The organism is Sulfurovum sp. TSL1 (assembly GCF_019972135.1).
Lineage (GTDB): Bacteria > Campylobacterota > Campylobacteria > Campylobacterales > Sulfurovaceae > Sulfurovum.
Genome location: NZ_BPFI01000001.1, coordinates 1,441,351 through 1,466,870 on the forward strand (window position 1 = coordinate 1,441,351; position 25,520 = coordinate 1,466,870).

General features: G+C 41.5%; 30 protein-coding genes and 1 riboswitch. Of the genes, 7 read left to right on the plus strand and 23 right to left on the minus strand.

Features of this window, described 5'->3' with window-relative positions:
* Window positions 1-4: 4 nt before the first annotated feature.
* The 12 genes from LDM98_RS07015 to LDM98_RS07070 form a co-directional block, all read right to left on the minus strand.
* On the minus strand, window positions 5-217 hold the full coding sequence (locus tag LDM98_RS07015) for a hypothetical protein (protein WP_223898633.1): 213 nt from the start codon (window positions 215-217) through the stop codon (window positions 5-7).
* Window positions 214-1,308 carry a histidinol-phosphate transaminase gene (gene hisC / locus LDM98_RS07020; RefSeq protein ID WP_223898635.1) on the minus strand — a complete coding sequence of 365 codons (1,095 nt, stop codon included), beginning with the start codon at window positions 1,306-1,308 and terminating at the stop codon, window positions 214-216. Before hisC ends, LDM98_RS07015 begins: the two co-directional genes overlap by 4 nt.
* Before the next feature lie 34 nt (window positions 1,309-1,342).
* Window positions 1,343-2,401 (minus strand): chorismate mutase, encoded by a 1,059-nt coding sequence (pheA, locus tag LDM98_RS07025; RefSeq protein WP_223898637.1) that lies wholly within the window; start codon window positions 2,399-2,401, stop codon window positions 1,343-1,345.
* A gap of 22 nt (window positions 2,402-2,423) precedes the next feature.
* On the minus strand, window positions 2,424-3,635 hold the full coding sequence (lysA, locus tag LDM98_RS07030; protein ID WP_223898639.1) for a diaminopimelate decarboxylase: 1,212 nt from the start codon (window positions 3,633-3,635) through the stop codon (window positions 2,424-2,426).
* A gap of 94 nt (window positions 3,636-3,729) precedes the next feature.
* Entirely contained in the window at window positions 3,730-4,812 is a 1,083-nt protein-coding gene (locus tag LDM98_RS07035) for an LptF/LptG family permease (RefSeq protein WP_223898641.1), read from the minus strand.
* Complete coding sequence (gene pth / locus LDM98_RS07040) at window positions 4,809-5,381, minus strand: aminoacyl-tRNA hydrolase (RefSeq protein ID WP_223898643.1); 573 nt, start codon at window positions 5,379-5,381, stop codon at window positions 4,809-4,811. Before pth ends, LDM98_RS07035 begins: the two co-directional genes overlap by 4 nt.
* A gap of 21 nt (window positions 5,382-5,402) precedes the next feature.
* Window positions 5,403-5,939, minus strand: coding sequence for a 50S ribosomal protein L25/general stress protein Ctc (locus LDM98_RS07045; RefSeq protein ID WP_223898645.1), 537 nt, complete (start codon window positions 5,937-5,939; stop codon window positions 5,403-5,405).
* 92 nt (window positions 5,940-6,031) lie between these two features.
* Complete coding sequence (locus tag LDM98_RS07050; RefSeq protein WP_223898646.1) at window positions 6,032-7,171, minus strand: type IV pilus twitching motility protein PilT; 1,140 nt, start codon at window positions 7,169-7,171, stop codon at window positions 6,032-6,034.
* Between the two features lie 29 nt (window positions 7,172-7,200).
* Complete coding sequence (locus LDM98_RS07055; protein ID WP_223898649.1) at window positions 7,201-8,196, minus strand: transaldolase; 996 nt, start codon at window positions 8,194-8,196, stop codon at window positions 7,201-7,203.
* Complete coding sequence (gene aat, locus LDM98_RS07060; RefSeq protein WP_223898650.1) at window positions 8,186-8,923, minus strand: leucyl/phenylalanyl-tRNA--protein transferase; 738 nt, start codon at window positions 8,921-8,923, stop codon at window positions 8,186-8,188. The genes LDM98_RS07055 and aat overlap by 11 nt, the downstream gene beginning before the upstream one ends.
* A gap of 35 nt (window positions 8,924-8,958) precedes the next feature.
* Entirely contained in the window at window positions 8,959-11,148 is a 2,190-nt protein-coding gene (gene clpA / locus LDM98_RS07065) for an ATP-dependent Clp protease ATP-binding subunit ClpA (RefSeq protein WP_223898651.1), read from the minus strand.
* A 1-nt stretch (window position 11,149) separates the two neighbouring features.
* On the minus strand, window positions 11,150-11,449 hold the full coding sequence (locus tag LDM98_RS07070) for an ATP-dependent Clp protease adaptor ClpS (protein WP_008244485.1): 300 nt from the start codon (window positions 11,447-11,449) through the stop codon (window positions 11,150-11,152).
* 64 nt (window positions 11,450-11,513) lie between these two features.
* Between LDM98_RS07070 and bioD the strand changes: the two genes are divergently transcribed.
* The 4 genes from bioD to LDM98_RS07090 all read left to right on the plus strand — a co-directional run bounded on the left by bioD (window position 11,514) and on the right by LDM98_RS07090 (window position 14,533).
* Window positions 11,514-12,146 carry a dethiobiotin synthase gene (gene bioD, locus LDM98_RS07075; RefSeq protein ID WP_223898652.1) on the plus strand — a complete coding sequence of 211 codons (633 nt, stop codon included), beginning with the start codon at window positions 11,514-11,516 and terminating at the stop codon, window positions 12,144-12,146.
* Window positions 12,147-12,180: 34 nt separating this feature from the next.
* Window positions 12,181-13,059: an aspartate carbamoyltransferase catalytic subunit gene (locus LDM98_RS07080; protein ID WP_223898653.1), complete on the plus strand. Its 879-nt coding sequence runs from the start codon at window positions 12,181-12,183 to the stop codon at window positions 13,057-13,059.
* Window positions 13,060-13,213: 154 nt separating this feature from the next.
* Window positions 13,214-14,188 (plus strand): aminodeoxychorismate synthase component I, encoded by a 975-nt coding sequence (locus LDM98_RS07085; RefSeq protein WP_223898654.1) that lies wholly within the window; start codon window positions 13,214-13,216, stop codon window positions 14,186-14,188.
* A gap of 99 nt (window positions 14,189-14,287) precedes the next feature.
* The gene (locus LDM98_RS07090; protein ID WP_223898655.1) at window positions 14,288-14,533 is read left to right on the plus strand and encodes a hypothetical protein; all 246 of its coding nucleotides are present in this window, start codon (window positions 14,288-14,290) and stop codon (window positions 14,531-14,533) included.
* A 2-nt stretch (window positions 14,534-14,535) separates the two neighbouring features.
* On the opposite strand, the gene LDM98_RS07095 is transcribed toward LDM98_RS07090, so the two are convergent.
* The 11 genes from LDM98_RS07095 to ribA all read right to left on the minus strand — a co-directional run bounded on the left by LDM98_RS07095 (window position 14,536) and on the right by ribA (window position 21,962).
* Window positions 14,536-15,060, minus strand: coding sequence for a hypothetical protein (locus tag LDM98_RS07095; protein ID WP_223898656.1), 525 nt, complete (start codon window positions 15,058-15,060; stop codon window positions 14,536-14,538).
* A complete protein-coding gene (locus LDM98_RS07100; protein ID WP_223898658.1) occupies window positions 15,041-15,730 on the minus strand; it encodes a rhomboid family intramembrane serine protease in 690 nt (229 codons plus the stop codon). Before LDM98_RS07100 ends, LDM98_RS07095 begins: the two co-directional genes overlap by 20 nt.
* The gene (locus tag LDM98_RS07105; protein ID WP_223898659.1) at window positions 15,711-16,097 is read right to left on the minus strand and encodes a hypothetical protein; all 387 of its coding nucleotides are present in this window, start codon (window positions 16,095-16,097) and stop codon (window positions 15,711-15,713) included. The genes LDM98_RS07100 and LDM98_RS07105 overlap by 20 nt, the downstream gene beginning before the upstream one ends.
* Window positions 16,098-16,114: 17 nt before the next feature.
* Window positions 16,115-16,327 (minus strand): PP0621 family protein, encoded by a 213-nt coding sequence (locus tag LDM98_RS07110; RefSeq protein ID WP_223898660.1) that lies wholly within the window; start codon window positions 16,325-16,327, stop codon window positions 16,115-16,117.
* The gene (gene rsmG / locus LDM98_RS07115) at window positions 16,324-16,914 is read right to left on the minus strand and encodes a 16S rRNA (guanine(527)-N(7))-methyltransferase RsmG (protein ID WP_223898661.1); all 591 of its coding nucleotides are present in this window, start codon (window positions 16,912-16,914) and stop codon (window positions 16,324-16,326) included. Before rsmG ends, LDM98_RS07110 begins: the two co-directional genes overlap by 4 nt.
* Window positions 16,911-17,189, minus strand: a complete 279-nt coding sequence (locus LDM98_RS07120; RefSeq protein ID WP_223898663.1) for a PqqD family protein — start codon at window positions 17,187-17,189, stop codon at window positions 16,911-16,913. The genes rsmG and LDM98_RS07120 overlap by 4 nt, the downstream gene beginning before the upstream one ends.
* Window positions 17,190-17,334: 145 nt before the next feature.
* Complete coding sequence (locus LDM98_RS07125) at window positions 17,335-18,207, minus strand: hypothetical protein (protein WP_223898665.1); 873 nt, start codon at window positions 18,205-18,207, stop codon at window positions 17,335-17,337.
* A gap of 13 nt (window positions 18,208-18,220) precedes the next feature.
* On the minus strand, window positions 18,221-19,636 hold the full coding sequence (locus tag LDM98_RS07130) for a hypothetical protein (protein ID WP_223898666.1): 1,416 nt from the start codon (window positions 19,634-19,636) through the stop codon (window positions 18,221-18,223).
* Between the two features lie 188 nt (window positions 19,637-19,824).
* Window positions 19,825-20,019: a hypothetical protein gene (locus tag LDM98_RS07135; protein ID WP_223898667.1), complete on the minus strand. Its 195-nt coding sequence runs from the start codon at window positions 20,017-20,019 to the stop codon at window positions 19,825-19,827.
* A 153-nt stretch (window positions 20,020-20,172) separates the two neighbouring features.
* Window positions 20,173-20,271: riboswitch (cyclic di-GMP riboswitch) on the minus strand.
* 117 nt (window positions 20,272-20,388) lie between these two features.
* Entirely contained in the window at window positions 20,389-21,300 is a 912-nt protein-coding gene (locus LDM98_RS07140) for a hypothetical protein (protein WP_223898668.1), read from the minus strand.
* A gap of 80 nt (window positions 21,301-21,380) precedes the next feature.
* A complete protein-coding gene (gene ribA / locus LDM98_RS07145; RefSeq protein WP_223898669.1) occupies window positions 21,381-21,962 on the minus strand; it encodes a GTP cyclohydrolase II in 582 nt (193 codons plus the stop codon).
* 91 nt (window positions 21,963-22,053) lie between these two features.
* On the opposite strand from ribA, the gene hemB reads away from it, so the two are divergent.
* The 3 genes from hemB (at window position 22,054) to hemN (ending at window position 25,469) form a co-directional block, all read left to right on the plus strand.
* On the plus strand, window positions 22,054-23,025 hold the full coding sequence (gene hemB / locus LDM98_RS07150; RefSeq protein ID WP_223898670.1) for a porphobilinogen synthase: 972 nt from the start codon (window positions 22,054-22,056) through the stop codon (window positions 23,023-23,025).
* A gap of 140 nt (window positions 23,026-23,165) precedes the next feature.
* On the plus strand, window positions 23,166-24,101 hold the full coding sequence (gene argF / locus LDM98_RS07155) for an ornithine carbamoyltransferase (protein WP_223898672.1): 936 nt from the start codon (window positions 23,166-23,168) through the stop codon (window positions 24,099-24,101).
* Window positions 24,102-25,469, plus strand: a complete 1,368-nt coding sequence (gene hemN / locus LDM98_RS07160; RefSeq protein ID WP_223898673.1) for an oxygen-independent coproporphyrinogen III oxidase — start codon at window positions 24,102-24,104, stop codon at window positions 25,467-25,469. It begins immediately after the preceding gene.
* Window positions 25,470-25,520: the final 51 nt, after the last annotated feature.

Consider the following 25,520-nt stretch of genomic DNA (forward strand, 5'->3'; position numbering starts at 1 on the left):
CTTTTTATTTCCCTAGCAAATAGGCACTCAGCAGTTTTTTTGTGAAAACGATCTGGGCATCATCATACACCAAACCTAGATCATCTGCCAAATTTTTCAGTTCTTTTTTCGTTACTTTGTTCATCGTATTCTGCTGGACCTTGTGTTGGATAAAATCATCTAAAATAAAAGGCTTCACCTCTACTTCATCTGCTTTGACCACCTCAACTTTTTTCAAGCTATCACTTCTAAAAAATGTTTAAAGAAGACATCATTTTGTTTTGCTGTGCCTATCGTGATCCTCATGGCATTCATTCCATAGGAGGCAAGGTTACGGATGATGACACCGCGTTTAAGCAGCGCATCCGCTATCTTTGTGGCATCCATACTTTCATCAAACATATAGGTAATGAAATTCGTATAACTCTCTATGTATTCAAATCCCTGTTCTTCTGCAAAAGCCTCGTAGCGTTTGATCTGCTCCTGATGCAGTGCGATAGACGCTTCTACAAAACTGTTATCTTTGCATGCCTCTATGGCCACGGCCAAAGAGAGTGTAGAGATATTAAACGGGGGTCTCATTTTATGCAGTTCTTTGATCAGTTCGGCCTGTGCGATACCATATCCTACACGCATACCGCCCAGACCATGTGCTTTGGAAAATGTACCCAGATAGATGACATTCTCATACTCCAACAGGTCATTTGGCGTGATCGCATATTGTGGATCTTTGGCTGCAGCATACTCCATATAGGCACCGTCCACAACGACCAGTGTATCCTTATCTACTGCATGAATGATCTTTAAGACCTCTTCTTTACTTGTCGCATCCCCTGTAGGGTTGTTCGGTGTACAGAGGTAAATGATCTTTGGTCTATGCATACGGTAGGCTTCCATAAATTCATCATACTTATGCGTATAGCTTGCCGTACGAAGGATTCTTGCACCCATCTGCTTTGCATAGATCTCATACATGGCAAAGGTCACTGCAGACATCAATACAGAAGCGTTTTCATCCAAGAGTGCACGAGAAACGAATTCTATCACCTGGTCAGAACCCGCACCGATGATGATATTGTCATCATGGACATGAAACTTTCTGCTCAATGCGGCCTTAAGTTCGAACATACTGTCATCAGGATACAGGTGCGCGATGTCAGCATTGGACCTGATCACTTTGGCGATAGCCGGGTTTGTACCTATCGGGTTTTCATTGGAAGCGAGTTTTACCACGTCTTTCGCAGCAATACCGAATTGACGTACCACAAGCTCTATAGGTTTACCTGCTTCATATGTTTGAATGTTCTCTAATACTTTGTTAAATTTCATACTGATTCTTCTCCATCCCTGCTTACTGCTTATTTTAAATATCGTCTATCTCTTTCACATAAGAACCTAATATTTTGATCTCATCTTTATGTTTTTCCAAAATAGGTTTGATATGTGTATCATTTTGGTGCCCATGAAATTCTATAAAAAAGATCGACTCCCCCTCTACGATATGCGACTTGATCTTTGTCAGGTTCACATGTGCCTCTTCAAAATCATTCAGAAAATTCACTAAAGAACCCGGTTTATTCGAAAGCCTTACCAGTAAAGAGGTTTTATCGTTCCCTGATGCCGCATTTTCAAAGTCAGAGATAATGAAAAAACGTGTTCTGTTGTTCGTATCATCTTCTACATTATTGAAACGTATAGGCAGGTTATTTAATTTTGCTGCCACTGCAGGACAGAGTGCTGCAGCAGTGTCATCTTTTAGGGCAAGTTTTGCCGCTTTCACGGTAGATTCCACAGGGATATGTTCTACTTCATCTAATCCCAGGTCCTGTAGAAACTTACGGCATTGTCCAAAAGCGATATCTTTAGAGTAGATCTTTGTGATCTTTGTGATATCATCACTGACTGTGGCAAAGGCCATATGTACATCCAGGCACACTTCGGCAATGATCTTAAGGTCATACTCGTCCAGGCAATTGATCGTATCACTGACAATGCCGTTAGACGAGTTTTCTATAGGGATGACTCCAAATTTTGCTGTGCCTTTTTTGACTTCACGAAACACACCCGGGATAGAGCTGATAGGCAAGTATGCACTCATGGCTCCAAACTTGTTCTCGGCTGCCTGATGCGTAAAACTTGCTTCAGGCCCTAAATAGGCTACACCTTCAGGAAGCTCAAGATTTCTGGCCACGGCAAACATCTCTAAAAAGAGTGCGTCTATCGCCTGATCGGTCAGTTTTCCTTTATTTTGACTTTTTAAGCGGTTCAGAATAGCCTGTTCACGTTCAGGACGGTAGATAGGTGCACCGGTTGTATTCTTCACTTCGCCTACCTGATGTACCAACTCCATACGTTGATTATAGAGTTCTAACAAGGCATCATCGATGCTGTCTATCTTTACTCTCAGCTCCTCTAAAGTCATATGCTCATCCTGCCTTTTTGCTTTACTTATCCAGATACTCAAGCTCTAAACGTACTTGGTCTTCATACGTTTCACGCTGACGTATCAGTCTGTCTTTCCCGCCTTGAAGTGCCACTTCTGCAGCTTTTGCACGTGTATTGTAGTTACTTGCCATCGTAAATCCATAGGCACCTGCAGAATGCACCACGATAAGGTCATTATGTTCCAGCGGCGGAAGAGGCACGTTTTTACCGAAGAAATCTCCGCTTTCACATACCGGTCCTACGACATCTGCAGGTGTCTTTTCACCCTCTTGGAGCACCGCCTCGATCTTATGATACGCATTATAGAGGCTTGGACGAATAAGATCGTTCATTGCACCGTCTACAATGACAAAACGCTTCCCGTCATTGACTTTTTCATAAAGCACCTTGGTAAAAAAGGCACCGGCATTGGCAACCATGTAACGTCCCGGTTCACAAAGCAGCGTCACATCAAGTCCTTTGGTCGCTTCAAATATGGCCTGGGTATACACTTCAGCAGGTATGGTGACCTCATCATCATACACGACACCGATACCCCCGCCTACATCAAAGAACTTAATATCGATCTTGATCGCTTTAAGTGAACGAACCAGGTCTGCTACGATCATACATGACTCACGTATAGGCTCGATCTTTGTAAGCTGCGAGCCGATGTGGAAATGGATCCCCACAGGATTTAAAAACTCCGATCTGTTGGCATAGATATACATGCGTTTTGCCATATCTATCTCTACACCGAATTTGTTTTCATGCAATCCAGTTGAGATATACGGGTGTGTTTGCGGGTCGATATTAGGATTGACCCTGATAGAGATACGTGCTTCTTTACCCAGCTCTTTGGCTACCATCTCTACACGTTTCATCTCCGCTTCACTCTCCAGGTTAAGCAGTAAAATATCCTGTTCCAGTGCTTCACGTATCTCATCATCACGTTTTCCTACACCGGAGAAAATGATCTTATATTTATCTACACCTGCTGTCAATGCACGTTTGACCTCACCGATACTCACACAGTCAGCACCCGCACCAAGCTTGGCCAAGTGAGCGATCACAGAAAGGTTCGAATTTGCTTTTACTGCATAATTGATAAGTGATTTTTTACCTGCAAACGCATCTTTCAGTGTGTTATATCTATTTTCAATATAATCAAAATCATATATATACAAAGGCGTGCCGTATTTTTCTGCCAATGCTTTATAATCAATATTCATGTATCCTGTCCTGTATGCTCAATACCCTGAGTCTATTTTAGGGTGATTTTATCTAAAAGTTGATTAAAAGGTACATTTAAAGTGCTGGAGGGGATTACAGAAGGCTTCTTTCATCTGTAAAATAGATATACATGGCATAGGCCCACAAAAGCATGACAGGGAGTATCGCTGTCACTTCAGGAAGTAAAACACCATTGCCTCCCATTTGACTCAAACCAAACAATATACCCCAAATTCCAAATGTTACACCCAAAGAGAGTGCGATCACTCCACCCATATTCATCATTCTGGCATGAAACGGGAGTTTGAAAAATAAAATCAGTAACAGGGCCAGTGAAAAAAGTGGTACGACCACTTTGTCATAGAAGGATGCCCTGATCTTATCTGAACTGAGATTTTGTTTATACAATAGCTCCCATGTCATATAGGCATCCCGTATATTCAATGCTTTACCTTCATACAGTGACTCTATGATCTTAGGTTTATAGCCCTCTAATGTCTCTATACGTGCTTTATGTTCTACGGTATATCTTTTCAATTCCCCGTTTTCATAGATATGTGTCTTCAGCGTCGCATCATGTGCCGTCCATGTTTCACCATCGAATGTTGCTACAGGCGCATTGATCGTATACCGTACCTGATACCCTTCGACTTTGAAGATCGTGATATCTTTGATCTTTTTTTCTATAGGATCAAGCTTGGTGATATAGACAAAAGTATCATTGTATTTGAAAAAAAGATCATTCACATCATAGGTACCCAATTTATTTTCCAGAAGGAATTCCGCTTTGTCCTTTGCATAAGAAAACTCTGTGGTATGCAAGGTTAAAAAAATGATATAGGTCAAAGCGCTGACTGCGAATAATGGCAAAAAAAGTCTTTTTTTACTATACCCAAAGGCATGAAACGCTCCCATAGTGTTGTTTTTAACCAGTGCGAGCTTCGTCATAATGAGCGCAAAAACGATCGCCAAAGGGTACAGTAAACCCAGTGCTTCCTGCCACATGTAAAAAATATAGAGTATTTGATAGTTCGAAGCAATATCAAGTTTCTGTAGATGTTGAAAATAATCGATCGCAGCAAAAGCAAAAGAGAGACCGAACAAGATCGACAATAGGTTTTTACTATAAAGTTTGACCAGGTATCTAAAGTGTAATGAGGGGTTCAAGAGACTCACAGGTCCAAGCCTTCTATAGATTTCAGGCTGTACTTTGACTTCACCTCATTCAGTTCCTCTTTTGATAGTACTTTACAAGCCTCTGCAACATGTGTTATCAAACGCTCCAACATTAGATTTTCTTCTGGTGAAAAGTCTTGCAGAACATAATCTGCTACCTGTGACTTGTGTTCCGGCTTCCCCACACCTACTCTCACACGCAGATACTCTTTTGTGATATGTGCATCAAGCGATCTGAGTCCATTATGACCGCCATGGCCCCCACCTCTTTTAAAACGTACCGCACCGAAAGGAAGATCGATATCATCATGGATCACAATGATATCTTCAAGTGGCACTTTGAAAAAATGTTTTACAGGCTGTACAGAGGTTCCTGAAAGATTCATAAATGTGGTAGGTTTTAAAAAAAGTGAATTGGCTGCGCGATATAGCTTGCCGTGAAAAGAAGTTTTGGAGATATCTCTGGCGTCAAAGTCATTGACAAGTTTGTCGATGACTTTAAAACCGATATTGTGTCGTGTATTTTCGTATTGTGATCCCGGATTACCTAGACCCACGAAAAGTATCACGACTGTGCTTTCATGCTAGAACTATTTAGCTTTGATCACACCACAGATAGCAACATCTGGTCTGTCCATCATTTTACAGTTTGCCGGTACTTCCACATCTCTAACAAGAATAGAGTCATCTCTGTTCAATGGTTCTACATTAAGATCAAATTTCGCCGGCATATCTTCAATAGCCCCTCTTACTTTTAATCTTCTTTTAGACATCACAAGTACACCTTTGTTCTTAAGTCCAACTGGTGTTCCGTGCGTGACAACCGGTACAAGGAAGTTTGTTACTTGACCTGGTACTGCTACTCTTAGGTCCACATGAGTCACATCACCGTTCACCGGGTGTAGTTGATACTCTTGAATAAATACATTGATCTCTTTATCGCCAACTTTCACTGGGAATGCAAGTGCCTGTTTATTTCTTACAGTTCTTGCGAATTCACCACGTTTAAATGCAGCGTTGATATTTTCAACACCATTTGCATAAATGTTTGCGATTAGATAACCATCTCTTTTAAGCTGCTTTGCATTGCGCTTACCGATACTCTCTCTAACGATACCTTCTAACATATTTGTCCTTTGTTACTTGTGTATAATTTTTTTACCCTATCCATTGCTGCATGGAGTAAAATAGACGCGAATTATACCCACTTTGTATTAAACTATGCTTCATCCTCTTTAAAAGCAAAGACATCCACCTCTTTTTCATAGGCATGTTCATCGACGATCGCACCTTTTCCGACACCCTGCATTTTAAGTTTCATATCTGACGGGTTGGTTGCATATTCAAGTGCGATCTCTTCTGTGATCTCACCTCTGCGGAAAATATCTAAAAGTGCCTGGTCAAAGGTCTGCGTACCGTAGATCTCTTTCCCCTCAAAAAGAGCATCAGGGATCTCAGTATCTCTGTTCTCCGCTATAAGCTGCTCGATCCTAGCTGTTTTTTTAAGGATCTCGATCCCTGCAACCCTTCCGCCACGCTTTGTAGGAATCAGTCTTTGAGAGATAACCCCTTGAAGTACCGAAGCAAGAGACATACGAATACGGTTCTGTTCCTCGTTACCGAACATACCGACAATCCTGTCTATGGTCTCTTTTGCATCCAGTGTATGCAGTGTTGAAAAAACAAGGTGCCCGGTATTGGCTGCGTGAAGCGCAATATCGATCGTTTCCAAGTCCCTCATCTCCCCGACAAGGATAATATCGGGGTCTTCTCTCAGTGCTGCTCTTAGTGCATCAGAAAAAGAGTGTGCATCCGGACCTATCCCTCTTTGGTTGATCAGGCATCCTCTGTCTTTGTGTACAAACTCTATCGGGTCTTCTACCGTGATGATATGTTTTTTTGATTCTCTGTTGATCTTGTCCAGGATCGCAGCCAGGGTCGTTGATTTACCAGATCCTGTCACGCCGGTTACAAGTACAAGACCTCTTTGTATCTGGGCAAATGTTTTGATCACAGGCGGTAAATTGAGTTCATCCAGTGTCAATATCTTCACCGGAATAATACGGAAAACCGCGCTCAAACCATCCATTTGAAAAAAGAAGTTCACACGAAATCTATTGTCGGATCCCATGACATAGGAAAAATCCAGGTTTCTATCTGTTTGTAGCTTTTCATATTGATCGGCAGTCGTGATCTCCTGAGCCAGCTTGTCCATCATCTCTGCACTCAGTTCATCCTTCCCCAGCACTTTGAGTACACCATGTACACGTACTCTGACTTGGGAACCTGACTTAAGATGAAGGTCACTCCCATTGTTGCTGATCATTGTTCTAAGATAGAGCTTGAGTTTTTCTTCCATACGGATCCCTTTGATATGTAATTTGTAATTTATTTTAAACTGTCAAGCATCTCTTGGAATGCTTTTTCAAATGCTGCAAGCCCCTCTTTTAAGAGTTGACTATACACTTTATCCATATCAAATCCGTTATCAGCCAGTTTTGTGAAATACCCCTTGATCTCACTCTCTTCCAAAGGGAATTTAGGTGCCGGTGCGTTTTTGGCGATGAATGCTTCTATCGTTGCAAGCGGTGCCGTATTGACAGAGTGTGGCGCAAGCAGTCCTCTCATATAGTAATCCGCAGGAAGGTCATCCCCTTTTACACCGGTACTTGCAAAAAGTGTACGTACACTAGGCGTATGGTTTGCTTCGATAAGATTATAGATCTTTGCCGCATTATAAATACCCGTTTTAGATACAGGGAGACCCTCTTTTTCCAGATCAGCATCCAGTAATCTGTCAAAACGGCTGACAAAAACAGAGATCACTGCTTCTGCTCTCAAACCGCCATCTTTTTCAAAACAATCCAAGCCTTTTTTCATGGCCTTCAAAGCTTTTTTTGTCTGTTTCGGGGAGAAGATCAATGTGGCATTCACAGAGATACCTGTACTGAGCAGTTGGGTCATGGCATCATATCCTGCTTCCGTCGCAGGCACTTTTACCATGACATTAGGCTCACCGATGGCCTCAAAGAGTCGTTTCCCTTCGGCGACCGTACCTTCTGTATCGTTCGAAAGGAAAGGGTCTACCTCTATGGAGATATACCCGTCATTCCCTTCATCATACAGAGGTCTTAATGCCTGTGCGGCAGTACGGATATCTTCTATAGCCAGTGCTTCATACTTCTCTTTCGGGCTTTTACCTGAAAGAGAAGCCAGCTGCTCTTTATAGGCAGGCGAAGTAGTAATCGCAGAAGCAAAAATAGACGGATTACTCGTAGCACCATTAATGATGCCTTTTTCAATTAATGCAGAAAAATCATTTTTCAGAAAATCTCTTTCTACAAAATCCAACCATAAAGAGAACCCTATATCTCTATTCACCATCTTTATACTCCCAGCTAAAATGCTGCCATGAACCAAAATCAGTAGGTTTTTCAAGCGTCTTTTCCAAAGCATCAAGGAAGATATCCCTCTCGACCACTTCAGCGCCCAAACCTATCATATGATCTGTTTTCATCTGACAATCTATAAAATCATAACCTCTACTGCCTAAAACATCACTTAGTGCTTTAAATGCGACCTTGGATGCATCAGAGACCAAAGAGAACATCGACTCTCCAAAAAAGGCTTTCCCCAGGGCAATGCCATACAATCCACCTACCAGTTTTCCCTCTTTATAAACTTCTACACTATGAGCGACCCCTTCCTCATACAGGCGTATATAGGCTTCTTTTATCTCACTGACGATCCAAGTGCTTTCCTGACCTTCTCGGTAGACTGTCGCACAGTGCTTGATGACATCTGAAAATCTTTGATCAAACGTCACAGTGAATTTTCCTGAACGCAGTACCCTTCTAAATGATTTACGTATTTTAAATTTTTCAGGATATAAGAGCAGGCGCGGGTTCGGTGACCACCAGAGAATGGGATCCCCTTGACTGTACCAGGGGAAGATCCCTTTTTTGTAAGCGGCGATCAATCGATCAGATGAGAGATCCCCTCCATAGGCAAGAAGACCTTCATCCGGAGCTAAACGCGGGTCGGGGAATGCGGTAGAATCTTTACGCAACGGAGGGATAAAATAGTCATCTTCCTCAAACATGGATGCCAACTATTTATCCTTTATCCGTGGTACGTAAATTTGACTTATTTACTGTCAAATGAAAAATCTAGTTTTTCATCTTTATAAGTTACTTTGACCGAACCGCCTTTTTTGAGTTTTCCAAAAAGTATCTCATCGGTCAATGCTTCTTTGACCTTGGCATCTATCACACGTGCGATGTGTCTAGCACCGTAACGTGCATCGTAGCCCTCTTTGGCCAAATACTCTTTGGCTTTTTTACCCAAGGTCACTTTGACATCTTTAGGCTTCAGCAGGAGGTTGAGTTTATCTATTTCTTTCTCGACGATGGTCACAAGTACATCCAATCCGAGTGCATTGAACTCTATCGTCGCACTGAGACGGTTTCTAAATTCAGGCGAGAAGAAAGCTGCAAGTGCTTTATCCGTTTTGACCGAAGTGTCTTTATTGAATCCCATAACATTAGGCTCTTTGGTACCGATGTTCGAAGTCATAATGAGTATCACATTTTTAAAATCCGAAACGACACCGTTGTTATCTGTCAACTTTGCACCATCCATCACCTGAAGTAGAATATTCATGATATCAGGATGTGCTTTTTCTATCTCATCAAGGAGCAACACCGTATGCGGGTGTTTTTTGATCATTTCGGTCAACAACCCGCCTTGCTCATACCCTACATACCCTGGAGGTGCACCGACCAAACGGCTGATGGTATGTGCTTCCATGTACTCGCTCATATCCAGCCTTTCGAAATGTACATGCATCGTTTTTGCAAGCTGTGTCGCAAGTTCTGTCTTACCTACACCCGTAGGCCCGACGAAGAGAAAACTTCCTATAGGTCTGTTAGGTGCATTAAGCCCCGCATAGGAACGTTTGATCGCAGTTGCCAATGCTGTGATCGCTTCATCCTGCCCGATGATATGAGAAGCCAGATCTTTCTCCAGTGATTGAAGTTTCTTCGTATCGTCCGTACCTATGACCGTTGAAGGAAGTTTCATGATCTTCGCAACGCTCTCTTCAATGTCTTTAGATTTTACCGTGACGCCCTCTTCTCCTCTTAGCATAAAGTGTGCACCCACCTCATCGATGATATCCATCGCTTTATCAGGCAGGAACCTGTCATGCAGATACTTGACAGAAAGGTCAATAGCCGACTGCAGTGACTCATCTGTAAATGTGATCTTATGGTAATCCTCATACTTGTGTTTGATACCCTGCAAAATGGTCATCGTATCTTCAATACTCGGTTCTTCCACATCCACTTTTGCAAACCTTCGGCTGAGCGCCTTGTCTTTGTCAAAGAAGTTTCTGAACTCTGCATAGGTGGTTGCACCGATACACTTCAGGTCACCGCGTGCAAGTGCAGGTTTCAGTAAGTTGGATGCATCCATGCTTCCACCGCTTGTTGCTCCTGCTCCTACCATCGTATGGATCTCATCGATAAACAAAATGGCATCTTTTTCTAACGTGAGTTCCTTGATGATACCTTTGAGACGTTTTTCAAAATCCCCTCTGTATTTGGTGCCGGCAACCAAAGAACCCATATCCAAAGCAAACACTTTTGCGCTTTTGAGTACCTCCGGTACATCCCCTTCAGAGATCTTCAGAGCCAAACCTTCGGCAATGGCTGTTTTACCTACGCCGGGTTCACCCACAAGCAGAGGGTTGTTCTTTTTCCGTCTACAGAGCGTTTGCATCACACGTTCTATCTCGTCCACACGGCCTACTACCGGGTCTATTTTGCCTGTTTTGGCCAAAGATACAAGCTCTACGGTAAACTGCTCTAAAAGGGTCTCTCCCTCTTTTTTCTCTGTTGGACCATCTTTTACTTTGTCATAACGATGTGATATCACTTCAAGTATATCTACACGCGCGATACCCTCTTTTTTCATAAGGTAGACCGCATAGGAGTGTTCCTGCATAAAGATCGCTGCGATCATATCACCTATACTGGCTTCTGTTCTACCTGCACTGTGGATATGTGTCATCATGTCATTGATGGCACGAGAGAGTGCTACCGTCTCAAAGGGTTCTACCGCTTCTTTCAGAATAGGGATGGTCTTGGCAATATGCTCGGTGATACCTGTCTCCAATCTCTTAAGATCTGCATCAAGTATAGAGAGTATCTCTTGACCGGCTGCACTTTTGACTATAGACAAAAATACATGCTCTACAGTCAAATATTCATGTCTGTTCTCTTTTGCATATCCCACAGCTCCCTTAAATACATCATTTAATGCAATACTAATCATCTTAACTATCCTCTTCAATGGTTGCGAGTAATGGAAACTCATTTTCTTTGGCCTTTTGCTTGACCTGCTGTGCTTTGGTTTGTGCTATTTCAAAGCTGTATACACCACATATGGCTTTATCTTTTTCATGTATCTGCAACATGATCTGTTCTGCCTGTGTATGTGTCTTATGAAAGATCCCCATCAGTACTTCCACAACAAAATCCATACTCGTATAATCATCATTATGCAGTAACACTTTAAACATTTGCGGTTCGTGTAACTCTAAATCTAGCTCTAACTCTTCTTCAAACTTTGGCATCTTATGTTAAAATCCTCATAAATTATTCTATATACTATTATACAAAAAAAATGGAGAAAAGCAAGTGCGATCACTTTTCATCACTGCCACAGGCACCAATATCGGTAAAACACATACCACCGTTCAACTCATTGAAGCGTTTGCTGCCAGAGGTTTGTCTGTGGGTGCATTTAAACCTATCGAAACCGGTGTAAGCGCCTTACCTGATGATGCCAGTTTACTCTTAAAAGTTTGCCAAAAGGTAAACAAGAATTTCCTTGATCTCACTCCGGAAGATATTACAGCCTACACCTTTCCCCTCCCTGCAGCCCCTTTTTGTGCAGATACAAAACAAGAGATAGTGATTGAGAAGATCATAGAAAAATATCACGAACTCTCACAGCTTTGTGATATCCTTTTAGTAGAGGGTGCGGGTGGTCTGATGGTCCCTGTAACCAAAGATTTCATGATGATCGACCTGGCCAAAAAACTGGGTTCCAAAGTACTTTTGGTCACACCCAGCAGATTGGGATGTATCAATGATACCCTACTCTCCATGGAAGCCTTAAAATCACGTGATATTGAATTTGACTGGTGTGTAAACCTGTTTGAGGACAAGGGGAATTTTGCTGAAGTCACGCAGCCTTTTTATGATGCAGTCTTCCCTGAGTGGTGGAGTGCTGAGGAAGGCATACAAAGATTTATTAGCACCTATTAGTTATAATTACAAAATTTCATCCATAAGGCTCACTATGCAACATTTGGTAGATACCACCACCCTATCTGACACACAAATACAACAACTACTTCATGATGCCAAAACGTTTAAAGCACAATGCCCTTCTCAACTGCTTAGAGACAAGCTCCTCATTACCCTTTTCTTCGAGGCATCGACACGTACACGCAGTTCGTTTGAAGTCGCAGCAAAAAGACTGGGTGCTGCTGTGGTACACCTTGATCCGGGTAAAAGCTCTACCAATAAAGGCGAATCCCTTGAAGATACCTTTGCAAATCTTTGTGCCATGGAACCCGATGGGGTCATCATCCGACACTCTGACAATGATGCACCTGGAATCTTGGCTGATATGCAGATGACTTCTGTGATCAATGCAGGTGCGGGTAACTATGCGCACCCTACCCAGGCACTCCTTGATCTCTTTACATTGATCGAACATTTTAATGGTGAGATTGAGGGTAAGACCATTGCCATTGTAGGTGATATCGTCAGCTCACGTGTGGCGAGTTCCGGTATGCGTCTGCTTACGCGCATGGGAATGAAAATCATTTTAGTTGCACCCAAACCCTTTATGCCCAAAAGCGATCTGCCGCAATATGAAAAACTTGAAGATGTCCTGGACAAAGTAGATGTCATCATGTCTCTCAGGGCACAATTGGAACGTCATGCTTCTCCGATCTTTGATGATTATGAAGAGTATGCGAAACACTACTGTATCAACCATGATCGTTTAGGGGACAGAGATATCCTGGTACTACATCCCGGTCCGGTCATGAGAAACATAGATATCTCTGATGCAATGCTCAAAGATGAACGATGCAAGGTGCTTGAACAGGTTAAAAATGGTGTCTATATGCGTATGGCAATTTTAAAATTATTACTTTTAGACTCTTAAAATGGCTATTGTTTGGTCGCTGAGCACTGAGTGTGCCATTATGAAAGCGTGCATATTGCGAAGCACACGCTGTAATAATGTAGCACACTTGCGAGGCGACGCTTTTTTGCCTACTTTTTTTTAAAAAAAGTAGAGATAGAAGTTAGGGTATAAAATGATATGGCTTAATAAAGACAATGGTTTTGAACACATTAATACCCTTGCTAAACAGCGTACCCCTTTTCTTTTTATCATCTCTTTTGATGGTGAGAAGATCTTTGCCAAACCCCTTGATGCGCTGGATGATGATATTTTCTATAAACTGGAAGATTGGCGTAACTACCCTGTGCAACAACGTACAAAAACGTTTACTTTCTCCAGATCCCCTGTTGATTTCGTCACTTACAAAAAAGCGTTTGCTACAGTACTAGAAGAGATACGTTCCGGTAATACCTATCTGCTTAACCTGACATTCAGAACACCTATCGAGAGTAACTTCACCCTTAAAGAGATCTTCACCTATGCCAGGGCCAAGTTTAAACTCTATTTTAAAGATGAATTTATCTGTTTCTCTCCGGAACGTTTTGTGGAAATAGAAGAGAATACCATTGCCACCTACCCTATGAAGGGAACCATCGATGCCCATCTCCCAAATGCTAGAGAGGCTATTTTGGCCGACACCAAAGAGATGGCAGAACATGTGATGATCGTCGATCTGATGCGTAATGACCTGGGGATCATCGGTTCAGAGATCAACGTTGAGAAATTTCGTTATGTCGAGAAGATCAAAGCGGGTGAAAAAGAGCTCCTGCAGGTCAGTTCCAAGATCACAGCAACACTTCCTTCCGACTGGAGAGATCACTTAGGTACACTTCTCAGCCAGATACTTCCCGCAGGCTCTATCTCCGGGACACCCAAAAAGAGTACAGTCAATATCATCAAAGATGTAGAGAATGTTGACAGAGGGTTTTATACCGGTGTCTTTGGTGTGTTTGACGGTGAATCCTTACGCTCCGGTGTCATGATACGTTTCATTGAAAAAGAAAACGACACACTTTTCTACAAAAGCGGTGGAGGCATTACCATAGATTCTGATGCCCAAAGTGAATATAATGAACTGATAGACAAGATCTACTTGCCATTACAATAAAAAACTACTTTATGCTTCTCCGATGAGCATTCTCACGGTTATTTGCAATTTTCTCAAAAATTTTGTACACTGTTTGATAGAATTAAAGTGAGGTGCATCATGTCCAAAATTGTTTCACGCATTCTCTTCTCTTTCTTTTTACTGCTTCAACATAGTGCCATTGCAGAAGAGAATGAAACCAAAGGTCCCCAGCCAGAAGTCATGCAGGAAAAGCAAAACATAAAAGAAAGAGCCGGAGTACAAGAGCCTAAAGAAGCACTTTCAGAAGCACAAAAAGAAGCTATCGCTGCCGAACAGGCCGAGTTGCGTGAAGCAGGTATGGAACCCGAGCCTCTACCTGAATAAAACTAACGGCATCCCCTTATGGGTCTGTGTATCCATACATAGTCCGGGTCATCCTCTACTTTGGAGAAATAGAGTTCGCCCGAATCTCTCCACGGATCTATGATAATACCCTCTTTTATTGTTCCACCTTTAACGACCACGACCAGGGCATTATGTTCAAAAAAGTATTCTCCCACATTTGCACCTATTAAATGGAACTCAAAAGAAGTATAGTGCTTCTTAGACAAATAGAGATATAGAGCATCACTCCAATGATAACAGAGTCCTTTTTCCCGCAGACCCACGGTCACTAAAAAATTGTGAAACTGAGGAGGGTAGGTCATTTCAAACGCTTCTGTCAATTGCTTTGTTTTATGAAAAATATCTTTGGAAAGCTGCATCGCCTCACTTTGGGGAACCGTGCTGTCCAACGACTGGAAAAGCAGTGAAAGTTCTTTCACCTTGGTTTGCGATACGGAAGGTGCAGTCACCATACATCCTGCAAGCAGAAACGAAAGTATAAAGAATTTAAGAGAGTATCTGAGCATAGTGATCAGGAAGGTAGGAGATAATGGCTAAAATGAGCAGTATCATTGCACTGCTGTAACCCCATATCCATTTTGGATCTTTCGAAAGTACAAAACCGCCTATAAAACCGATTATAAGCCCCCCGATATGTGCACTGACATCAATGGAGGGGATAGAAAATCCTATGACAAGGTTGATCGCAATGATGATACTAAAGTCTTTCATGAATGCTTTCGTATGTGAAGCGATCTTTTCTCTATGTGCCAGGAAAAATCCTGCCAATGCACCAAAAACGCCAAAGATCGCACCCGATGCCCCTACCCCCACAGAGACAGGATGTATATACAAAGAGACAAGTCCCCCGATAATCCCGGAAAAGAAGTAAATGCTTAGGTAAGATTTTGTATCAAAGTACATCTCTGCCCCACGTCCTACGATATAAAGAGAGAACATATTCATCAGAAGATGGGTCATACCGCCATGCAGGAACATAGCGGTCAGTAGCCTCCACCATTCACCTTTAAGCACAGTCAGTGGACCGAACAATGCACCTATATCCACGAGGACCTGCATATCCATGTCACTGAGACTTTGGCTCATCAATGCAGAGAAAAGATAGACCACACTGCTGGATGCTATCAGTATATAGGTAAGTGTATAACGTTGGATGTCAGCCTTCATAGATCGCATCTGCGAAAATCACACCATCCACACCACCCCGGGCTATTTTACTGATCTCTTTCTCGCTATGGATGAGGACTAAGATGCGAGAATCAAAAAGATACTCATTCGCGATAGGCTGGATCATCAATGCATGATCTTCCTCACAGATGATATATTTTGCTCCTAAGGCATTTGCAAAGAGTGCATCCTCCAAATTATTTGCTACGATGGCAAAAGGTATATTGTTCTCCTGACAATGCACAGCATAGGCATGAGAGTCCACTAAAGGTTCAAGTAAAATGATATCATCAGTCTGACTTTTCTCAATACATTCAAGAGAAAAAACTTTAAAAAACCGATTACTTTTTATCCATGGGTGTCCAATTATGATCATATTTATTCCTTTTAGTTTTATGGTGTACATTCTGTAGAACAGTAATACTTACCGCCTACAATGATACTCTCTTTCACAGTCACATAGGTATGACAGGTTGCACATTCCACAAGTGTATCATCATCCAACTTTTTTTCATGTGGGCTTTTCCCGAATGTCGGAAGCTTTCCGCCAAAAAACTTATAAATAAGCACGGCGGCAATAACAAAAATAAGTAATTTTAAGATCATTCTTCATTCTTTATATAGAGGTAATTTCGTTGATTTTTTTGTACTATATCATATCTTAGCTGATGTTGCACATCTTCTATCTCGTCAAATACCCGAGATCCTTTGTAAAAAAGATATTCGGTATGGGAATCACTTATGTTTTCGGTCAATTCCAAAAGCAGTTTTGTGTTGGTGACGGCACGTGAACTGATCATATCGAACGCTTCATGCTCTACTGTTTCAACGCGTTTAGCTTCTACCGTGACATTGGAAAGTCCCAAATCTATGGCTGCATACTTTAAAAAAGAGACACGTTTTTTCAGCGGCTCAGCCAACACTACTGTAGTATCTGGTAATGCAATGCCAAGTACCAACCCGGGAAAACCTGCTCCTGTCCCTACATCCAAGAGTGTTTTGGGTTTTTTTATAAATGTCAAAGGATACAGTGAATCGACGATATTGACATAGATCGCATCGATCGTTTTGGCTCCCGTAAGATTATGGATCTGGTTCCATTCATGCAAAAGTGAAGCGAAACGCTCCAACTTGATGATGATATCACTTGATAAAATGATCCCCTCTGCATCTAAATATTGTGATAGGTTCAATACTTTTCCACCTTCACCAACCCACTCTTGAGTAATTTATCTACAAACTCAGAAAGATCTTTCTCTAACACTTCTTCTTCCACATCATACTGTTCCAACAGTGTTTTAAAAACCTCTTTCAATGTTTCTTTCTCCTGCATTGCCTGCCAGATAGCTGTACCTACTTCATCCAGTCCAAAGTAGTTCTCACTTTCCATATCAAGCAGTACCATCTCACCATCTACTTCCTGGGCAAATACTGTATCTGAAAATGTGATTTTTTGATCAAGATCCATATTGTTTCTTTTCCTCATTGACTTTGTTGCAAAATTATATCATGATATTCAATAATACGCTAATGGTAAAACTAGTTTGATTGTATGTATACTATTTAAAGGAGAAGCACACCGATAACATCCGGTGTGCATATGGTAATTAAATCTATTGTCCCATAGGTCTAGGCAATATTGTGAGATCGACCTGAGTGTCCATTTCTGAGGCATACTGTTTGAACGATGCACCTTTGTAAAGCGCACTCGATTTAGCTGATCTCTCCTGTACCTTTTCCGGTACTTTTTCAGTGTCCAGAACCCATCTGAAGGTTCGTGCCGTTTGACCATTCATGTTGAAGGTATAGCTTTGGAGTTTACCCTCTGCATAGGCAGAGACCAAAACCTCATTGCTTTCAGCATCCACCAATTGCATTCTTCCCATCAAATCCTCATCTGTCTGAGGTGTCTGATCAAAACGTGTTCTTCCCGTTGCATCTGTATGTGAAGTGACTGTATAAGCATTCCAACGTAGCGTCACTGTACGCTCAGGATTTGAGTTGACTGTAAAAGTCCATTCATCATACTTCAGCTCTGGATTGTGAAAATCTGTGACATAGTTCTTACCCTCTTGTGAAAAATTCACAGAGAGAAAAGGGAGAAGCTCTCCTTCACCATTTTTTACAAATGGTCGAGGCATCGACTTAAGATCATAGGCATCAACTTCGTTGCTTGCAACTTCCAATTGTCCAAACCTGTCATTGTCAAAGAGAAGTTTGCTTTCAGGATCTTCAGCAACGATCTGTACTGACCACTGTGCTGTCAACTGATCAGGCGTGGATGTATCCCCACCATCGCCACTTTCTGAAGTATCCATACTATCTGACGTATCAGTATTGGAAGGAGTATCCATGCTAGATGGAGGAGTATCCGTACTAGGGTTATAATTCCCGTCATCCGTAGATATTGATCCACCACCACAGCCAAGTAGAAGTAAGCTTGCTGCCATTACTGCTAAGATATTATATTTTTTCATAAAATTCATCATCACCTACTCCCTAATTTGCTTTGCCGTTAGGTACAATCAAATTTATCTCTTTCCCAATACTATTGGTACAATTCATCTCAACCCAGAATCCATCAAAATAGTCAATTGAATGAGGCAATAAGCTGGTGTCAGTTCCTATTATGTCGTATCCATTGTTACCAACATTGTATATCCAAATCTGGTTGCTCATTATATTGTTCTTAAACGCATCATCCGGATGCATTACCGTTATTACTCCAGTGTCCAGATCCTTCACTTCAACTCTGTAATCCCCCCAGTATGTCTTGGTAGAACTAACGGATCCGACAAGATTATAGAGATATGCATTCGTATCACCTTCAGTACAACTCTGTAGCGCATAGCGATAGCAACCTTTCTTTGTTGTAGTACATCCATCCTTTGTCTTCATCTTATGATCCCAGACTACCGGGTTCAATCCAAGCACCTTTAATTCAGTATCTTTTATTGTTCCTAGTAAGTATCCACGGTTTTTCTCTAATTTCACACCCGGATTAAGTTTGGTATAATAACGTTCATGCGTTGACGCATTATAATCACGTTGATAGACTATCCACTCTCTACCATATGTAGAAGTGTTCAAATCATCTCCAAAAAAATCAGCTACTGTAACTGGGTTAGTTGCACTGATTTCTGCTGGTGCTTTAACCATATGCCAACCTACTGTCATATTAGGACCAGCTGTCATATTAGGACCCACTTCAAGGAATCCAGAAAAGTCAGTAAAGATCAAATACTCTAAATCAACATTGATGTTCGTACTCATATCTAAAACAAGTGATTCAGCAGAAATAGCACCCCATAGATCTATTTTTAAATTATTCACTGCATACTTAGAATAGAGATACCCACTCATACATGCACCATTGATAAACGGATCAATATCTTCTATATACATAGCAAATTTATCCGGATTTAGATAAGGAATGCCTGCTTCACAGTTGTTCTCACCATTCGTGAGGTCAACTTCCGATTTTACCATAAGCGTAACCGAACCGTTGGTATCTGCCGGTACCACCTGACCATTCACTATATACGTATCGATCTTGTAAAGACCGGGATTCATGATCAGTTTACCAGGTTTACTTCCGGAAGCATTTCCCGCTCCATCAACCACAATGCGTTTATAAACACCAGGGTCAATAGTTTGTACATTATCCTTTTGGACACGGATATTTGGAGCACGTTTAAAGTCTGTTGCCAAAAAATCTGCATCGATCATAGCATATGGCGCCAAAACTCTAGATGTCAGTGCTGTTATCGTACTACATGGAGTGGCTACACCGTCTTCTATACAGTTGGCACTATCCAAAATATTATCGACACTCAAGTCAATATTTACATTAATACCGCTTGGAAATATTTCTGTTGCTTTAACAGCAAAAGCTGATGTCGAAAACACACCCATTATACCCAACAGTATAATTATTTTACTACCTCTGATCAAACTCTAAGAACGTTGCTGATTTTATTAATTCTAATCAAACTCTTAGAACGTTGCTGACTTTATTATATCTGATCAAACTCGTCTAACGTTGCTGATTCTCATCATACTCTCCCTTCAATGTATTTTAATTTTTTACAAACCTTTACCCTCTAACCAAAGTTCTGTGGTTCATTTATAGGGCAGTCAAAAGGATCAGTAGCACAACTAGCAGCTGCAATTGTTGGCTTTGCCAAAGAACCCAACACTATCAATGCCGGTGCTTTGTAGAGCGCCCTTTTTAAAAATGTCCGTCTCTCTTTTTTTAATTCTTTGTCTGTAACTTTGTTAGCTTTTTCTAATTTCACTCTTTTCCCTATATTCTATATTGTAGTAAGTAAATCTTATTCACTTACAAGCCTTCTAAAGCCATTTTCTAAGCGTAATTAAAAATAAAAAAATATATTAAATCACTCTTAATATATTTTATATTTATACATATTTTAATAAGTAAAAATTCATTGGGCAACCTGGCGATCTTCTCATTTGCTATAAAGTTATAGCATCAAAGACCCATGGCTTTCTGACCCCGCCTCACGACAGGTGTAGCATTATCAATTAGTAGTCTAACCAAAAGAAATTAAATATAAACTTAAATTTCATTCACACCAATACACCAAAATTATACGCAAATTTGTCAAATAAATGTCAAATTTATGTTATATCTCTTTTATAGATTAACTATTTTCTGTGACTTCATTGTATGATACTATTGTTTCATACACTTCATCCAGCCTCTTGAGGTCCCAGGGTATGCTGACCTGATACACGGGTATATGTTTTGACATCTGTGTAAAGAAATCAAAGCGTTCCTTTTTCATAAAAGAAAAATCGATAAAAGTGCTATAGTGAAACGCTTTGAACTTCTCTATGCCTTTGAGTTCATTGATCTCCACTATTGCATCGGGTTCACATTTTTTCAACAGATACACTGCATGAAGCGGTTTCGGTTCTGTTGCAAAGTTTTTTACCGGGTAGCCCAGTGCCTCTAACTCTCTGTAAGGTCTATGAAAAGGGTAAGAAGCGATAGCATAGTATCTATCACCACGTTTATTGATAGCCATGGAGTCATCTGAGAGCATCGTATGCCCTTTTTGTATGAAGTAGTCTGTCAATGTAGACTTTCCTCCAAAAGAGAAAGCCGAAAAAAGTACAGGTTTTCCTTTGATCTCAACAGCCCCGACATGCAAGATACGATACTTTCTTTCAAGTTCCAACACCAGTGGGAAAAAAGTGTGATAGATCCAAAAACGAAGTCGTTCGGGTGTGTAGTTCTTACCTTTTCTGTAGATGATCTTTTTGTCTGATCCCTCCCAGATAAGCGCCACTACCTCTTTGATCTCCAATGCCCAGGTGAACTCTCCATCAGCTTTTCCAAAAGGATGCATACTATGGTATCGTGCTTTCTGTCCTGACATATCAACCCAATCAGTCTTAAGGGGGAAGTCATCCAATAGTGAAGGTTTAGAAGATGCTATGACCTGTATCGTTGGATTTTCAGGATACAGTGAAGGATCAGAAGGAAAAGAGAGAAACTCTTTTTGTAACACAGGCTCACTCTTAAAATCAAAACGGTGACCAAAGACCATCTCTTTCCTTTTTCGGGTGATGATAACAATTTTCTGATTGTTATCTTGTGCCAGAAGAGCCTATCGAAGAACAGGCTGGATTAAAGCAGATGCCCCATCTGGTCTTTCTTGACTTGAAGATAGCCTTCATTATATGGGTTTGGAGTGATCTGGATTGGTAGACGTTCTACGATCTTAATGTCACCCAAGCTCTCTATCTTTTTAGGGTTATTGGTAAGCAGTTTCAGCTTTTTAATGCCAAAATGGTTTAAGATAAACTCAACCACTTCATAGGTACGTTCATCCGCTCTAAAACCAAGCTGATGGTTTGCCTCTATAGTGTTAAATCCTGCATCTTGAAGTGCATAGGCATTCACTTTATTGAGCAGCCCTATGTTGCGTCCTTCTTGACGATGGTAAATGATCATCCCACCCTCTTTTGCAATGAGTTCCAGTGCATATTGAAGTTGTTCTCCACAATCACACTTCACTGAACCAAGTGCATCACCGGTCAGACATTCAGAATGCACTCGTACGATCGGTTCGTCCGATAAGTTATCTGTGAAAATGGCCAAATGCTCTTTACCTTCACCATTTTTTGTTATTTCTTTAAAGGCCTGTATCTTAAACGTGCCATATTTGGTTGGTAACGTAGCGATTTGTGATATATCTATAGTAATCATGATGAGATTATACTTTAAGAATGAACAATTAATAATTAATAATTCATAATTAGTGTAAAATACTTCAAAAGATATCGTAAGGTTAATAAATATGTTCGCACGTTTTAGAAGAAAAAGAATCAATCCTGTCCTAAGAGACCTGCTCCAGGAGACCCATCTTTCCGTCAATGATTTCATCTACCCGCTTTTTGCAAAAAGCGGTACAGGCATTAAAGAAGAGGTAGGTTCTATGCCCGGTGTCTTCCAAATGAGCATTGATGAGATCGTTAAAGAGTGTGATGAGCTCAAAAAACTTGGTATCTACGCTATCATCCTCTTTGGTATCCCCGACACCAAAGACTCTGTAGGGTCTGATGCCCTGTGTGAACATGGGATCATCGCACAGACCGTACGAGAGGTCAAAGCTGCCCACCCTGATATGTTTGTGGTGACTGATCTCTGTTTCTGCGAATACACGGACCACGGGCACTGCGGGGTACTTGACCCGGTACTCCATACGGTTGACAATGACATTACACTTGACAACCTGGCGGCACAAGCCGTAGTTCACGCCAAAGCAGGTGTAGATATGATAGCCCCTTCGGGCATGATGGACGGAATGATCACCGCCATACGGAACGGACTGGATGAGGCAGGATTTGTAAACCTTCCTGTCATGTCCTACTCTACCAAATTCGCTTCTGCCTATTATGGTCCTTTCCGAGATGTCGCTGAATCCAGCCCGAGTTTTGGAGACAGAAGATCTTACCAGATGAACCCGGCGAACAGAAATGAAGCCATTCAGGAGAGTATAGAAGATGAAAAAGAGGGTGCGGATATCCTGATGGTCAAACCTGCACTTGCCTACCTTGATGTGGTAAGAGATGTGAAGAACAACACTTCCCTGCCTCTGGCTGTTTACAATGTTTCCGGTGAATACTCGATGCTCAAAATGGCAGCCAAAGCGGGTGTGATAGACTATGAGAAAGTGATGATGGAAACACTTCTGTCATTTAAACGTGCCGGCGCAGATATCATCATCACCTATCATGCAAAAGAAGCAGCAATATTGCTTCAAAAATAACCCCTTTCTTCCCTGCATCCCTCCAAAAAAAGTGCAGGTTTGTTCAACTTTCAACCTTTTATGGTAAAATGATTTCTTTTAAATTTTCAACCTTTACCTATCTATAAAAATACAAGGTTGAAAGATATGAGGATACAGTGATGAGACACTTTTTGACACTCAAAGATTTTACAAAAGATGAGATCTTGGAGATGATAACATTAGCACAGAAGATCAAGAAACAGACAAAGCAACGCAAGTTCGTACCCTATATGGAACACCAAACGCTTGGGATGATATTTGAAAAGAGTTCCACCCGTACGCGTGTGAGTTTTGAGACAGGTATCTACCAGCTTGGTGGTGTGGGACTCTTTCTCTCTGCTAATGACATACAGTTGGGACGTGGTGAGCCGATGAAAGATACGGCCCGTGTTATCAGCCGTATGGTCGATATGGTCATGATACGTACCTTTGAACAGTCCAAACTTGAAGAGTTCGCAAATTACTCCAAGGTTCCTGTGATCAATGGATTGACGGACTCTTACCATCCTGTGCAACTCATGACCGATTACCTCACGATGATAGAATACGGTAAAGATAAAGATCCTGTGGTTGCCTATGTCGGTGACGGGAACAATATGACGCACTCCTGGCTGATGCTTGCAGCGAAACTTGGATTTGAACTGAGAGTCGCTACGCCTAAAGGGTATGAGTGTGATGAAACGATCGTCAAAGAGGCACTTGAAATAGCCCAAGAGAGCGGTGCGAAGATCACCTTTGGCAACGACCCGAAAGAAGCGGTCAAAGAGTGTGATGTCGTGACGACAGATACTTGGGTCTCTATGGGACAAGAAGATGAAAAAGAAGCACGTATTCGTGTATTTGATGGTTATATGGTAGATGAAGCAATGATGTCATTGGCTAAACCTGATGCCATCTTCTTGCACTGCTTGCCTGCATACAGAGGCTACGAAGTGAGTGAGGAGACGTTTGAGAAACATGAAGAGGTCATCTTTAGTGAAGCAGAGAACAGACTCCATGCACAAAAAGGTATCATGGTGTGGTTAGATGCACATCGTAATGATGGAATCGACTAAATGAGCAATATAGATTTCGAAAAGTTCAGTAAATACTCCAGACCGGGGCCAAGATATACCTCTTACCCTACAGCCTTGGAGTTCAGTGATGACTTCAAATATGAGGACTATATACACTACCTGGAAAACGCAAAAGAGAAACTCTCACTCTATGTACATCTACCCTTCTGTAGGTCAGCATGTTATTTCTGTGGATGTAATGTTGTCTTTACTTCCAAAGAAAAGAAGCTTTCGCAATACATAGAATACTTGAAAAAAGAGATTGATCTTTTGGCTGAACATATCGATACATCCCGTGAAGTGATACAATTTCACTTTGGCGGGGGTACCCCGACATACTATAAAGCCTTTGAACTTGATGAGATCGTCACTTACATCAAATCGAAGTTTCCCAATTGGAGCAAAGAAGCTGAGATCAGCTGCGAGATAGACCCGCGTTTCTTTAACGAAGATCAAATGAAAGTCTTCAAAAAACACGGGTTTAACCGTATCAGCTTTGGGGTACAGGATCTTGATGAAAAAGTGCAAAAAGAGATCCATCGTGTACAACCTTTAGAGCTCACCCAAAAGTCTGTAGATCTGGCTAGAAAGTATGGAGTAACCTCTATCAACACCGACTTCATTTATGGATTGCCTTATCAGACCCTGGAAACGTTCAAAGAGACCCTTGAACTCTCTACACAACTCGATCCTGACAGGGTCGCTGTCTTTAACTATGCCCATGTGCCTTGGCTGATGAAAACACAGCGAAAATTTGATGAAACGACACTGCCCACACCGGATGTAAAACTGCAGATCTTCCAGTACACTATTGACTTTTTTGAAAGTAATGGATATAAGATGGTAGGTATGGACCATTTCGCCAAACCCGAAGATGAACTGTTTGGGGCTATCGAAAAAGGTGAGCTTCACCGAAACTTCCAGGGATACACCACAAAAGGGGGTGCGAACCTTGTGGGTATCGGTCTGACGAGTATTGGTGAAGGTGAGCGTTATTATGCACAGAACACCAAAGATATGAAAGCCTATGAGGCTGCACTCGATGCAGGAAAACTGCCTTTCGAACGAGGGGTGATCCTAAGTGATGACGACTATCTTCGTAAAGCAGTGATCATGGAGCTTATGGCAAACTTTTCCATAGATATCAAAAGAGTCGAGAGTGAGCATCACATAGATTTTAAAACATACTTTGCGGATGCCTTAGAAACCTTGCAGGAGTTTGTAGAAGCTGGTCTGGTCGCTATCACTGAGGATAAGATCACCGTAAGCACCACCGGAACCCTGCTGATACGGAACATAGCAATGCCGTTTGATGCCTATATGAAAAAGTATGCCCAAAGCAAGAAAAGCTTTTCAAAAACGGTATAATTTTTTTAGTAATAATGTTGATCCGAACGCCCTTGATAGCGAAGCGATTCG